This window comes from Pantoea sp. JGM49 (genome assembly GCF_018257655.1).
GTDB classification, from domain to species: Bacteria; Pseudomonadota; Gammaproteobacteria; order Enterobacterales; family Enterobacteriaceae; genus Pantoea; species Pantoea communis.
In genome coordinates, this window is sequence record NZ_JAERJM010000001.1 from 610,592 (window position 1) to 623,854 (window position 13,263).

A 13,263-nucleotide genomic window follows, 5' to 3' on the forward strand; every position below is an offset into this window, starting at 1 on the left:
CTGAAGTGCTGATGCCACTTCACAGACCGGTTTTCTTATGCCCTTAACGTATACCGCAACGAGCCAGACTGCGCTGCTGCATCTGTTGATACAACGCCATCTCATCCTGCACCGCTGCACCTAACGCGGCTTCAAAATCCGCCCGGCTGGCATTGCCCGCGCTACGTGCGTGCGTTTCGTCGCCTAAATTAGACTGAAATATCCCCGCTGCGCTCACTGGCAGAAAATCTTCATACACTATCGGTTCTGCCAGCACGCGCCCTTCAGCAAGCAGTTGAACCAGAGTTTCTCCCGTTTGCGGAGGATGCTGGGTGCCCTTAGCGGTCAAACGATAGCGGAACCACGCCAGTTCCTGTTCGCGCAAGGTATCTTCATCATCTGGGAAATCGCGAAACACCGCGCTCAGATGCTGTTGATGATGCTGGTTATCACTGCCGGTGCCCGCTTCTGCCAACAGACGGTCGTAGAGTGTGCGGCCTTTGGGGGTTAGCGCCGCGCCGCGCTGTTCGATCTCACCAAAGCGCGCAGTATGTGTGCCGGGGGTGCCGTCATTAAAATGGACTGCCTCTTCCAGCGCTTTAAAGCTGGTTTGACGTAACAGAATCGGCACCTGACGTTGGGGGGGGCCCTCGATGAGGGTTTTAGGATCGATGCCGCGCGTGGGCATTAAGGTTTGCACGCGATCTATATCCAACGTGCGTGGGGTCAGATGGTTGATGTGGCACCCCTGGAAGCACACTACGTCGGCAATCAAACGATGTTGCTGGCTCAGTGCGCGGTAGGTTTCACTGTCCACGAGGGTATGGGCATGCCAGCGGAAGGTTTCCAGCGCCTCTTTGACAAAGCGAGCGGCATCAGCGGCGTTTAAACCGCCCTGCTGTTGATGTTGCGCGATCAATGCGCGGCAACCCGGCGTGAAAATATCGCGCGCGGCTAAAATCGCGGCGGCTTTCTCTCTCAACGCGGCATCATCAATCAGTTCAAGACGTAACAGAGAGGTAAACACGCGGAACGGATTGCGGCGCAATGCGCTGTCCGTAACCGGACGAAAAGCGGTGGAGTGAACCGGCACGCCCGCCTGGGAGAGATCGTAATATCCCACCGGTTCCATCCCCATCACCGCAAACATCTGGCGCAGCGTGCTGAGTTCTTCGGCAGTCCCCACACGAATCGCACCGTGACGTTCCACGCTGAGACGGTCCAGTTCATCGGCGGCAGCGAGGCGGTTTTTTAAAGCGGGTTGTGCTTCCAGCGTACGTTCATTCACGGCCGTGACCAGTTGCGTCAGGGTGCCATATTGCGGCACTTCCTGCTGATACATACTGGACATCGCTTGCGAGAACAGCGTGCGAATCGCATCGCTGGTGAGAAAGTTTTCCATGGTCATCACCTCGGCGTTAAGGGTTGTTGCTAATGTAGATCAACCCTTTATCGCCGTGGAGGAATTTCGTGGAACTGTGATCGCCCTGTCACTCAGCCCGGTCTGACGGGTCACCAAAGCGACATTTCAGGGCCAGCATGATCGTGGTGAGCACCGCTGGAATCGCCAGCAACAGGAAGATTTGGCTGAACGACCACCCGAGCGAAAGAAGCTCTGCGCCGACAAAAGCACTCATAATCGCACCGACACGACCCACACCGTGCATCCAGCTGGAACCGGTCGCACGCGCGTGCGTAGGGTAATAGCTGGCGGACAGCGCATTCATGCCGGTATTGGCGCCGTTAAAGCAGAAGCCGCTAAAGAAGGCGATGGCACTCATTAATCCCACTTCCGCCGGGGAGAAGCCGAGCGCGACAATCGCAATGCCGCCACAGAAGTAGATCACCGCCAGCGCGATATTGGCATTAATGCGATCCATCAGCCAGCCCGCAAACAGCGAACCTACCGTGCCGCCCGCCTGGTACATCGCCGTGACGATAGCCGCTTCCGTCACCGACATTCCCAGCGTGTTGATCAGCGAGGGCATCCAGCTGCCAATCAGATAGACGAGGAACAGCCCCATAAAGTAGCCGCCCCATAACATCAGGCTGCCGAAGAGATATCGCCGGGAAACCACCGTCGCCACTGCGCCACGCCGCACGATAACCTGTTCAGTGGACTGGTAATGGCTGTTCGGCTCAACGACGCCAGGCAGCATGCGATCCAAAATGGCATGTATACGTGCAGCAGGTGCGCGACGGCTAATCAGGAAGCGCACGGATTCCGGTAAGCCGCGCAGCAGGAAAGGCAAAACAATCAGCGGCAAGACGCCACCCATCAACATCACGGAGTGCCAGTCATAGCGAGGCAACAGCCAGGAAGCTGCAAATCCGCCCGATGCGGCACCAAAGGTGAAACCGCAGAACACCACGGTGATAATGAATGAACGTCGACGCTCTGGTGCATACTCTGCTACCAGCGTTCCAACGTTTGGCATGGCTGCACCGAGGCCAAGGCCGGTGAGAAAACGGAATAACATCATTTGATCGATGTTTTGCGCCATGGCGGTGGCCAGCGTCCACAAGCCAAAAAAACCCACGCTGAGCAGTATCATCACACGCCGCCCGTAGCGATCGGCCAATGGCCCTGCCACCATGGCACCTAAGGCCAGGCCAATCAGCGCAGCGCTGATCACCATGCCAAGCTGATGATTAGTGACGCCCCAACTGGCTTTCAATGTAGGAGCGATAAAGCCCATCAGCGCGATGTCCATGCCATCCAACGCAACAACGATGAAGCACAGCGCAATCAGGCGTTTTTGCCAACGGCTAAGCGCACTCTGATTAATCAGCTGGCGAACATCTACGGCCTCAACGGTGGTCACGGATCAACTCCTGCACATTCATCGTTTAATCATCAGTTTTGGTAAAAAAAACGGCGATAATGATAGCTCATCGTTAACAATAACGGGCAGGATTTTTAGGTGTAAGTGAGAATTATTCAAATTATGCGAGATTAAGCGCTTGATATTGCAATAGGTGATAATTTTGCATTGGCGCTGATTTTTACTAATTCGAGTTAAAACATCAGGTTAGCAATATCAGGGCTTTTGTTAATATAATTTTGCAGTGAAGTTAACATAATTCCAGTTTTCCCATTGCCGCCATCAGGTAAAAGTCATTATGTTTGAGGCTATGGACAAAAATTCCCTTTTCAATCAGCGCATTCGCTTGCGCCATTTACACACCTTTGTTGCGGTCGCGCAGCAAGGCACGCTGGGGCGCGCGGCAGAGACACTCAATCTCAGCCAGCCTGCGCTCTCAAAAACCCTGAATGAGCTGGAAGAACTGGCTGGCGCGCGTCTGTTTGAACGTGGTCGTCTCGGTGCCCAGTTAACGACGCTCGGCGAGCAATTTCTTGTCCATGCGGTAAAAGTGCTGGATGCGCTTAACCATGCAGGCCAAAGCTTTAACGCCCCACAACCCGGCCGACCGGTCGTGATTCGCCTCGGCGCGCTCACCACAGCGGCAATGGGTATGCTGCCACAGATTCTCGATCGCTTTCACGAGCAACAACCGAACACCACGGTACAAGTGGCGACATTACATAATAATGTTCTGCTGGCCGGGTTGCGCGCGGGTGAGTTTGATATTGGCATTGGGCGCATGGCCGACAGTGAAATGATGGCGGGTCTGAGTTATGAATTGCTATTCCTCGAGTCGCTTAAACTGGTGGTACGTCCGGAACACCCGCTCCTCAGTGACAACGTCACGTTATCCCGCGCGATGCAGTGGCCAGTGGTGATATCGCCGGAGGGCACCGCCCCGCGTCGTATCGCTCAACATATGCTGGACGAGCAAGGTTGTGCGCTTCCCGCTAATTGTGTGGAAACCTCATCCACTTCGCTGGCGCGTCAGCTGGCCCTGCGTTATGACTATGTGTGGTTTGTCCCCTCAGGCGCCATCAAGGAAGACCTTAGCCACAATGCCGTTATTGCACTGCCGATTAACTCCCCTGGGCCGGGAGAGCCGGTGGGGATTATCACCCGCAGCGGCAGTCATCTCAGCCTGAGTGCCGAAGTGTTGCTGGCGACCATTCGCAAATTTCACACCTGATTAGCGACTGCGTTTGGCGTGGCGCTCACGATTATCCAGCCGCGCCTGATCCGTTTTTCTTAAACTGACATACAGTGCCCCGGCACCTCCGTGCTGGGGCTGCGCCACGCAAAAGCTTTGCACCTCGTCAAACTGCGTCAGCCAGTGTGCCAGATAACTGCGTACGATATTGGCATGGGCTTCATCATCACGGCCTTTACCGTGGATAATCAGCAGATTGCGTAGCCCCTGCTTGCGTGCCTGCAGCATGAAACTGAACAATGACTTTCGACAGGTTTCTATCGGCTGACGCAGCAGGTTCAGGCTGGCGTCCAGGGAATATTTCCCCAGCCGCAACTTATCCAACACACCTTGTTGAATCCCTTCTGTTTTGTATTCCAGCGGAGTCGTCAGCGGGATGATGTCGAGAAAGCCCCGCGTGAGGAAATTTTCCTGTTCGTCATTGGCTTGCGTCGGGCGCGGCGCTTTGGTCGAAGGGGAACGCAACCATTGGGTATTGGCACAATCTTTCAGTGGCGTCACATCGCCCATGGCATCCCGGAAAAGGTCTTCATCGTCTAGGTTCATGGTGTTTTCTCACGCCTGGTGGTTTGCTGAGCGCAAGTTGCCGCTCAAAAACAAAATAGTAGCAAAGGATTTTTGGCATCACATCTGTCACTTTTTGCGCTGAGACAAGTTGTGACCAGATGTAAATATGGCAACAAAACGTTCCAGGTCAAAAAATAATGTCAGGCAAACCTTGCGCAAACTCAGGTATACCCTACGTTAGTGGGGGTTTAAGGGGAATTACTGCTCGGATGAGTTCCCTTAACGCGTAAAAATGTTAAAATTGACGGCAGTCAATAATCATCGAGCGTACCTATATGATCCCGGAAAAACGCAGCATTCGACGTATTCAGTCTGGCGGTTGTGCCATTCACTGTCAGGATTGCAGTATCAGCCAGTTGTGTATCCCTTTCACACTGAACGAGCATGAGCTGGATCAGCTGGACAATATCATTGAGCGCAAAAAGCCGATTCAGAAAGGTCAGACGTTGTTCAAAGCCGGTGATGAACTGAAATCGCTTTACGCTATCCGCTCCGGCACCATCAAAAGTTATACCATTACTGAACAGGGTGACGAGCAGATTACCGGCTTCCATCTGGCAGGGGATTTAGTGGGCTTTGATGCGATTGTCGGCGCGCACCACCCGAGTTTTGCTCAGGCGCTGGAAACAGCGATGGTGTGTGAAATTCCTTTCGAAACTCTCGACGATCTCTCCGGTAAAATGCCGGCACTGCGCCAGCAGATGATGCGTCTGATGAGCGGTGAGATTAAAGGCGATCAGGATATGATCCTGCTGCTCTCCAAGAAAAACGCGGAAGAGCGTCTGGCGGCCTTTGTCTGGAATTTGTCACGCCGCTTTGGTCAACGTGGCTTCTCACAACGCGAATTCCGCCTGACCATGACGCGTGGTGACATTGGTAACTACCTGGGACTAACCGTAGAAACCATTAGCCGTCTGCTGGGCCGCTTCCAGAAAAGTGGCATGCTGGCCGTTAAAGGCAAATATATCACTATCGAGAACCATGCGTTGCTGGCAGAACTGGCGGGTCAGACTGAACAAGCTGCGTGATTCTATGCCGGGTCGATAAATGTTAGTTTATTGATCCGGCAACAACTTTTCCCCTTCTGCCCTGCGCCAACTTAGGCTATCTTTAATCCAACTTGCTTTGGTTTGAGGAGATTGCCTTATGTCCCGGTACCAAAATATTCTGGTGGCGATTGACGCCCAACAGGACGATCAACCCGCGCTGCGTCGTGCGGTGTATCTGAATCAACGTATCGGCGGAAAAATCAAAGCTTTCCTGCCTATCTACGACTTCTCCTATGAAATGACCACCTTGTTGTCGCCTGATGAGCGATCCAACATGCGTAAAGGTGTGATCAGTCAGCGTACTGAATGGATTCGTCAACAGGCCCACGCCTATCTTGAGGCCGGTGTTGATATTGAAATTAAAGTGGTGTGGCATAACCGTCCGTACGAAGCGATCATTCAGGAAGTGATGGCGCACCAGCACGACCTGGTGTTGAAAATGGCCCATCAGCACGATCGCCTGGAAGCAGTGATTTTTACCCCGACAGACTGGCATCTGCTACGCAAATGCCCCTGCCCGGTGTGGATGGTGAAAGATCAGCCGTGGCCGGAAGGTGGCAGAGCCGTTGTGGCGGTCAATCTGGCCAGTGAAGAGCCCCATCACGATGAATTAAACCAAAAGCTGATTCGTGAAACAGTGCTGCTGGCCGATATGGTCAATCACACAGAAGTGCACCTTGTCGGTGCTTATCCCATCACGCCAATCAATATCGCCATTGAACTCCCCGACTTTGACCCCAGCGTGTATAACGATGCGATTCGCGGACAACATCTGGTGGCGATGAAAGCGCTACGCCAGAAATTCTCCATCGGCGAAGAGTTTACGCATGTGGCAAAAGGCTTGCCGGAGGAAGTGATACCGGATATCGCCTCTCATCTGGAGGCGGGAATTGTGGTACTCGGCACCATCGGCCGCACTGGCCTTTCGGCCGCGTTCCTGGGGAATACCGCTGAGCAGGTTATCGATCATCTCCGCTGTGATTTGCTGGCAATCAAACCGGACGATTTCAAATCGCCGATTGATTATGACGATGAAGAAGACGAAGACGATTAAAACAACAAAGGCGACCAGATGGTCGCCTTTTTAATCGCACTACAGATTACAGCGCGCGCAGGATACCTTCTACACTCGCCTTCGCATCACCAAACAACATTTGCGTGTTGTCTTTGAAGAACAGCGGGTTCTGCACCCCAGCGTAACCGGTATTCATTGAACGTTTAAACACGATAACGTTCTGCGCTTTCCACACTTCCAGTACGGGCATACCAGCGATTGGGCTGCGCGGATCTTCCTGCGCCGCCGGGTTAACGGTGTCATTGGCACCGATCACCAGCACGGTATCGGTATCGCTGAAATCATCGTTAATCTCGTCCATTTCCAGCACCACGTCATACGGCACTTTGGCTTCAGCCAGTAACACGTTCATGTGGCCAGGCAAACGGCCAGCAACCGGGTGGATGCCGAAACGCACTTTGATGCCACGCGCACGCAGTTTTTCGGTAATTTCCGCCACCGGGTACTGTGCCTGCGCCACTGCCATGCCGTAGCCTGGGGTGATGATCACTGACGTTGAGCCTTTCAGCAATTCCGCCGTGTCTTCTGCCGTGATTTCGCGATGTTCACCCTCTTCTTCGCTCTCGCCACCGACACTCACATCGGTACCAAAACCACCGGCAATCACGCTAATGAACGAGCGGTTCATCGCCTTACACATAATGTAGGACAGGATGGCACCCGAAGAACCCACCAGCGCACCGGTGACAATCAGCAGGTCGTTGCTGAGCATAAAGCCCGCAGCCGCTGCCGCCCAACCGGAGTAGGAGTTGAGCATCGACACCACAACCGGCATATCCGCACCGCCAATCGACGCCACCAGATGCCAGCCGAACACCAGCGCAATCACCGTCATCAACAACAGCGCGACGACTTGTGAACCGGTGCTATTCGTCTGTACAAACCACAGCATCAGCAAGAAGGAAACCACCAGCGCTGCCAGGTTCATTTTATGACGATGTGGTAACATCAGCGCTTTCGACGAAATCTTGCCGCGCAGTTTACCAAACGCCACGATAGAACCGGTGAAGGTCACCGCGCCGATAAAGATGCCGAGGAACACTTCCGTCAGATGGATATTTTCCATCACCGGCGCCAGTCCTGGTGCATGATCGATGTAGCTGTTGAAACCCACCAGCACCGCAGCCAAACCGACAAAGCTGTGCAGAATCGCTACCAGCTCTGGCATTTCAGTCATTTCGACTTTCTTCGCCAGACGCACACCGATTGCACCCCCGATCACCATCGCCAGCAGGATCCACGCCACGTTGCCGCTGTTGGGGCCGAAGATGGTCGCCAGCAGCGCAATCGCCATGCCGCTGACACCAAAGATGTTACCCTGCTTTGACGTCTCGTGTTTTGAGAGGCCAGCCAGGCTGAAAATAAACAGAATTGCGGCAACAATGTATGCTGCAGTCACTAATCCGCCAGACATGTTGTTACCCCTTAATTCTTACGAAACATTTTCAGCATGCGCTGGGTGACGGTGAATCCACCGAAGATATTGATGCTGGCAATCAGTACTGCGACGAAGGCAAGGAAAGTCACCCACCCGCCGTGTCCCATCTGCAGCACCGCACCCACCACAATTATGCCGGAAATGGCGTTAGTGACGGACATCAATGGCGTATGCAAAGCGTGACTGACGTTCCACACCACGTAGTAACCGACGACACAGGAGAGCGCGAAGACAGTAAAGTGGGAGAGGAATTCAGGCGGTGCCACGTTAGCGAGGCAGGCAAAGAGCACCACAGCCAATGCCAGCAGCAGATATTTGCGCCACGGTGAAACCGGTTTGGCTTCCAGTTTTGCTTTTGGCTCAATGGCCGCCTGCGCCGCTTTCGGTGCAGCTGATACCTGAATCGGTGGCGCTGGCCAGGTCACTTCGCCTTCACGAATCACGGTGACGCCACGCACAACCACATCATCGAAGTCGACGGTGATTTCGCCGTTTTTCTCTTTGCACAGCAGTTTCAGCAGGTTCACCAGGTTGGTACCGTAAAGCTGAGAGGACTGTGTTGGCAGACGGCTAGGCAGATCGGTATAACCAATGATCTTCACACCGTTGCTGGTTAAAGTCACCTGATCAGCTACCGTGAGATCGCAGTTACCGCCGGTTGCTGCCGCCAGATCGACAATCACGCTACCTGGCTTCATGCTGGCAACCATTTCAGCGGTAATCAGCTTCGGTGCCGGTTTGCCCGGGATTAAAGCGGTAGTGACGATGATATCGACTTCTTTCGCCTGCGCGGCAAACAGCTCCATCTCTGCCTTAATAAAGGCTTCTGACATCACTTTGGCATAGCCATCGCCACTGCCGGCTTCTTCTTCGAAATCCAGCTCAAGGAACTCGGCGCCCATACTCTGCACCTGTTCTTTCACTTCTGGACGGGTATCGAACGCACGAACGATAGCCCCAAGGCTGCCCGCTGCACCGATTGCCGCCAGACCCGCCACGCCCGCGCCGATAATCATCACTTTCGCCGGTGGTACTTTACCCGCGGCGGTGATTTGCCCGGTAAAGAAGCGGCCAAATTCATGCGCCGCTTCAACAATGGCACGGTAACCCGCGATGTTCGCCATGGAACTCAGCGCATCCAGTGCCTGGGCACGAGAAATACGTGGCACAGAATCCATCGCCATGACGGTAACCTGGCGCGCCGCCAGTTTTTCCAGCAGTGCCGGATTTTGTGCGGGCCAGATAAAGCTAACTAAAGTGCTGCCCGCGCGTGTCAGTTCGATCTCCTGATCGTCTGGCGCATTCACTTTTAACACGATGTCAGACTGCCAGACACTTTCGGTGGTGCTGACAGTGGCACCAGCGGCGATAAAGCTCTCATCGTCAAAACTTGCGCGAATACCTGCGCCCTGCTCGACCGTGACGCTGAATCCCAGCTTGATCAGTTGCTCAACGGTCTTTGGCGTTGCAGCAACGCGCGACTCATTGGCTAACCGCTCTTTGGGTATCCCAATTAACATACTGTTTCCTTTCAACAATTAAAGGATGAGGTTCTGTAAGTGGCACAAGCCCATAAGGCTGAAACAGCGTTTCAGCTTTTTATGAGCAAAATGCGCAATGTAACAAAGTCTTTATAACCTACTGAAAATGTGAAAAGTGATCCACAGCGATAACGCACACTTATGACATTCACACTAATATTCAGATGCAAAGATTGAATGCCGCCTTTTGCCACTAGTTTTGCGACATAATAAAAAATATTCTGCTGCGCAAAATCGTGTCATGTCGAATTTAGTGTTTTCAAAAACCTTTATTTAACAATACTTTAACTATTATGATGCTATGTGTTACCAGAATAAGTGGTAAAGCGGTCAAAAAAAAGCCATAGCATAGGTAAATGACATGTTGATGAATTATTTGCGGAGATTGTCAATCTTATGCGCATAAATTGGCTGAGACAGGTTGATTATTACATGCAATAATCAGCGGCTAATCTGTTATACATCAAGAGTCCAGCACGTTTTCGTACTCATTTTGCGTAAGGCGAAGGATCATTTTTATGAAGCTGAAGAACACCATTCTGGCGACCACTTTGTTATCCCTGTTGGCAGCAAATGCATTTGCCGCCAAAGAGTTGACGCCAGAACAAGCGGCCGCGTTGAAACCATTCGAACGTATTAATATCAGCGGTCGTTTCAATGCCATCGGTGATGCTACCGATGCCATCTCTAAAGCAGCCGATGAAAAAGGCGCTGACTCCTTCTATGTACAGGGTATCAACGATACCAACGGCAACGGCGGCAACTGGCGCGTCACGGCTGATTTGTACAAAGCTGATGCCCCAAAAGCGGATGACACCACCAAATACCGCATCTTTAGCGGTGTGAAAGAGTTGCCAAAAGCCGAAGCCTATCGTTTAGAGCCATTCGATACTGTTTCTGTTAGCGGTTTCTTCGCCAGCCAGCCAGATGTGAATGATGCCATTGCCAAACAGGCGAAAGACAAAGGCGCGGCATCCTTCTTTATTGTGCGTCAGGTTGATGCCAATAACGGCGGTAACCAGTACGTGACTGCTTATGTCTATAAAGCGGATGCACCAGAACGTAAGGTGCAGAATGTTTCAGATTCGATTCCTGCCGATTCTGAAGCCGGCAAAGCAGCACTGGCTGCTGGCGGCGCTGCAGCCAGCAAAGTGGCCATTCCGGGTGTTGCCTCTTCTGATACCCCTAGCCGTAGCGTAGGCCGTTTCTTTGAAACGCAGAGTTCAACGGGTCAGCGCTATACCGTTAAGCTGGCAGATGGTCGTAGCGTGCAGGAAGTGAATGCGATTACTGCCGCACAGATGCAGCCGTTTGATACTGTGACCTTCTCTGATCACTTCGGAACGCCGACTGAAGTGTCTGAAGCCGTGGCAAAACGCGCAGCAGATAAGGGTGCGAAGTACTATCACATCACCCGTCAATGGTCGAGCCAGAGCGGTGGCAACCTGACCGTGACCGCGGATCTGTTCAAGTAATTCCCCTGCAGGGCGGCTTTTGTCGCCCTGTGCTTCTGTTTGCATAGTCTCTGCGCAGATCTGCATAATCCTGCATTGCCTTCCCTTTTCGCTCTCCGTAAAATCCTTCGCCTGTTTTCAGGGTATTCCGTTTTAAATCCGGCCAATTGCCACGTTACACTCCAGCGGAATCGTCACTAACCAGCATACTCTGCTGCCCAGGAATGGTGTTTTGGATAAAAAATTAGGTTTGAGCGCGCTCACTGCGTTGGTACTCAGCTCGATGCTCGGTGCGGGTGTGTTTAGCCTGCCACAAAATATGGCTGCCGTCGCCGGCCCCGCTGCACTGCTGATTGGCTGGCTGATCACTGGTGTGGGCATCCTGTTTCTTGCGTTTGCCATGCTGCTGCTGACACGCTTAAAACCCGAACTGGACGGCGGGATTTTTACCTATGCGCGCGCCGGATTTGGTGAGTTGGTAGGATTTTGTTCTGCCTGGGGCTACTGGCTCTGTGCGGTCATCGCCAACGTGTCGTATCTGGTGATTGTCTTTTCGGCGCTGAGTTTCTTCACCGATTCGCCTGACCACGTGGTGTTTGGCGATGGCAATACCTGGCAAGCGATGCTCGGTGCGTCGGTACTTTTATGGCTGGTGCACTGGCTGGTATTGCGTGGCGTGCAAACCGCCGCCAGCATCAACCTGCTCGCTACCCTGGGGAAACTGGTGCCACTGCTGCTGTTTGTGGTTCTGGCCCTGCTGGCATTCAACTACGATCGCTTCCACTTCGACTTCAGCGGCGTTGCGTTAGGCCAGCCGCTCTGGCAGCAGGTCAAGCAGACCATGTTGATCACCTTGTGGGTGTTTATTGGCGTGGAAGGCGCGGTGGTGGTCTCCGCGCGTGCACGTCATAAGAAAGATGTGGGACGCGCCACCATGCTGGCGGTTATCGCCGCACTGCTGGTTTACTTGCTGGTTACCCTGCTGGCGCTGGGCGTGGTGCCGCGTGCAGAGCTGGCGCAAATGCGAAATCCTTCCATGGCCGGCTTGATGCAGCATCTGTTGGGGCATTGGGGTAATACGGTGATTGCGGTGGGTCTGATTATTTCCGTGTGTGGCGCGTATTTAAGCTGGACAATTATGGCGGCAGAAGTCCCTTTTCTGGCGGCACAGCAAGGGGCTTTTCCCCGCAGCATTGCGCGACAGAATAGTCACAATTCGCCAGCCGCTTCGTTGTGGCTCACCAACGGCAGCGTGCAGGTTTGTCTGATCCTGATTGCGGCCACTGGCGCGGATTACAATACGCTGCTGACCATCGCGTCAGAGATGATTCTGGTGCCGTATCTGCTGGTGGGGCTGTATTTAATTAAAGTGGTTCGCGGACAAAAAAATCCGCTGGCATTGGCGGTAGGATTGGGTGCCAGTGCTTACGGATTCTGGCTGCTTTATGCTTCTGGCCCGCTGCACCTGCTGTTGTCTGTGGTGCTTTACGCGCCGGGATTACTGCTGTTCCTTTACGCGCGACGCGGCGGCCGTGGTAACAGAGTGTTGTCACAACTTGAGCGCATCGCGATTGGATTACTGATTGCGGCAGCACTGCCAGCGATGTGGCAGCTCACGCAGTAATTAGTGAGGCTGAACCGGGATGGAAACGCACAGCAGGTCATCCTGCTGTGTCAGATTGAGCGCTTTACGATATTCCTGATGAATCGCGTCCAGCTGATCTTCTGACAACGGATAAGGCAGTTGGATGTCAAAACGGCTGATGTGCTGTTGTTCCGCGAGGGTAATCAGTCGCGCAATATTGATCTCGTCGCTGACCTGCGTTGAAATGATTTGTAATGCTAATTCTTTCAGATGATCGTCGCTTGCCGCTAAGCCATGTGCAGATTTACGCGTCACCATGCCAAAAATCGGCATGACACCGTAAATGGCGTCAACGAAACTCCAGCGTTTTTTGCAGGAAGCAGAGAGAAAATCGCTGTAATTGAAGCAGATGCGGTCACTGTATCCGGCTGAAGCCAGCTCTTTATCAGACACCCTCGCACTCCTCCTGGTTTTCGTTACGGTTCCGAACCTTGCGCT

At 53.2% G+C, this 13,263-nt stretch carries 11 protein-coding genes; 5 read left to right on the forward strand and 6 right to left on the reverse strand.

Features of this window, described 5'->3' with window-relative positions; all coding sequences use genetic code 11:
- Window positions 1–43: 43 nt before the first annotated feature.
- Window positions 44–1,381 carry a VOC family protein gene (locus JK231_RS02985; RefSeq protein ID WP_211727955.1) on the reverse strand — a complete coding sequence of 446 codons (1,338 nt, stop codon included), beginning with the start codon at window positions 1,379–1,381 and terminating at the stop codon, window positions 44–46.
- Window positions 1,382–1,469: 88 nt separating this feature from the next.
- The gene (locus JK231_RS02990) at window positions 1,470–2,804 is read right to left on the reverse strand and encodes an aromatic acid/H+ symport family MFS transporter (protein WP_211727956.1); all 1,335 of its coding nucleotides are present in this window, start codon (window positions 2,802–2,804) and stop codon (window positions 1,470–1,472) included.
- 310 nt (window positions 2,805–3,114) lie between these two features.
- On the opposite strand from JK231_RS02990, the gene JK231_RS02995 reads away from it, so the two are divergent.
- Window positions 3,115–4,035, forward strand: coding sequence for a LysR substrate-binding domain-containing protein (locus tag JK231_RS02995; protein ID WP_034830936.1), 921 nt, complete (start codon window positions 3,115–3,117; stop codon window positions 4,033–4,035).
- Here the strand turns inward: JK231_RS02995 and smrA are convergent, their stop codons facing one another.
- Entirely contained in the window at window positions 4,036–4,602 is a 567-nt protein-coding gene (gene smrA, locus JK231_RS03000) for a DNA endonuclease SmrA (protein WP_211727957.1), read from the reverse strand. It lies immediately after the preceding gene.
- Window positions 4,603–4,898: 296 nt separating this feature from the next.
- Between smrA and JK231_RS03005 the strand changes: the two genes are divergently transcribed.
- Window positions 4,899–5,651, forward strand: coding sequence for an FNR family transcription factor (locus JK231_RS03005; RefSeq protein WP_034830913.1), 753 nt, complete (start codon window positions 4,899–4,901; stop codon window positions 5,649–5,651).
- Between the two features lie 118 nt (window positions 5,652–5,769).
- Window positions 5,770–6,726: a universal stress protein UspE gene (uspE, locus tag JK231_RS03010; protein ID WP_034830915.1), complete on the forward strand. Its 957-nt coding sequence runs from the start codon at window positions 5,770–5,772 to the stop codon at window positions 6,724–6,726.
- A gap of 46 nt (window positions 6,727–6,772) precedes the next feature.
- Here uspE and pntB read toward each other — a convergent pair whose 3' ends face one another.
- Window positions 6,773–8,161, reverse strand: a complete 1,389-nt coding sequence (pntB, locus tag JK231_RS03015) for a Re/Si-specific NAD(P)(+) transhydrogenase subunit beta (protein WP_034830917.1) — start codon at window positions 8,159–8,161, stop codon at window positions 6,773–6,775.
- Between the two features lie 11 nt (window positions 8,162–8,172).
- Entirely contained in the window at window positions 8,173–9,705 is a 1,533-nt protein-coding gene (gene pntA / locus JK231_RS03020; protein WP_211727958.1) for a Re/Si-specific NAD(P)(+) transhydrogenase subunit alpha, read from the reverse strand.
- Between the two features lie 539 nt (window positions 9,706–10,244).
- Between pntA and ydgH the strand changes: the two genes are divergently transcribed.
- Together ydgH and JK231_RS03030 are read left to right on the forward strand one after the other, a co-directional pair.
- Window positions 10,245–11,201, forward strand: coding sequence for a DUF1471 family protein YdgH (ydgH, locus tag JK231_RS03025; protein WP_097117067.1), 957 nt, complete (start codon window positions 10,245–10,247; stop codon window positions 11,199–11,201).
- A 211-nt stretch (window positions 11,202–11,412) separates the two neighbouring features.
- Entirely contained in the window at window positions 11,413–12,804 is a 1,392-nt protein-coding gene (locus JK231_RS03030; protein ID WP_211727959.1) for a basic amino acid/polyamine antiporter, read from the forward strand.
- On the opposite strand, the gene JK231_RS03035 is transcribed toward JK231_RS03030, so the two are convergent.
- Window positions 12,805–13,218 carry a hypothetical protein gene (locus JK231_RS03035; RefSeq protein WP_038646835.1) on the reverse strand — a complete coding sequence of 138 codons (414 nt, stop codon included), beginning with the start codon at window positions 13,216–13,218 and terminating at the stop codon, window positions 12,805–12,807.
- Window positions 13,219–13,263: the final 45 nt, after the last annotated feature.

Coding starts and splice junctions, on each gene's coding strand:
- JK231_RS02985 (WP_211727955.1), bottom strand. CDS start 1,381: ATGGAAAACTTTCTCACCAGCGATGCGATTCGCACGCTGTTCTCGCAA.
- JK231_RS02995 (WP_034830936.1), top strand. CDS start 3,115: ATGGACAAAAATTCCCTTTTCAATCAGCGCATTCGCTTGCGCCATTTA.
- smrA (WP_211727957.1), bottom strand. CDS start 4,602: ATGAACCTAGACGATGAAGACCTTTTCCGGGATGCCATGGGCGATGTG.
- JK231_RS03005 (WP_034830913.1), top strand. CDS start 4,899: ATGATCCCGGAAAAACGCAGCATTCGACGTATTCAGTCTGGCGGTTGT.
- uspE (WP_034830915.1), top strand. CDS start 5,770: ATGTCCCGGTACCAAAATATTCTGGTGGCGATTGACGCCCAACAGGAC.
- pntB (WP_034830917.1), bottom strand. CDS start 8,161: ATGTCTGGCGGATTAGTGACTGCAGCATACATTGTTGCCGCAATTCTG.
- pntA (WP_211727958.1), bottom strand. CDS start 9,705: ATGTTAATTGGGATACCCAAAGAGCGGTTAGCCAATGAGTCGCGCGTT.
- ydgH (WP_097117067.1), top strand. CDS start 10,245: ATGAAGCTGAAGAACACCATTCTGGCGACCACTTTGTTATCCCTGTTG.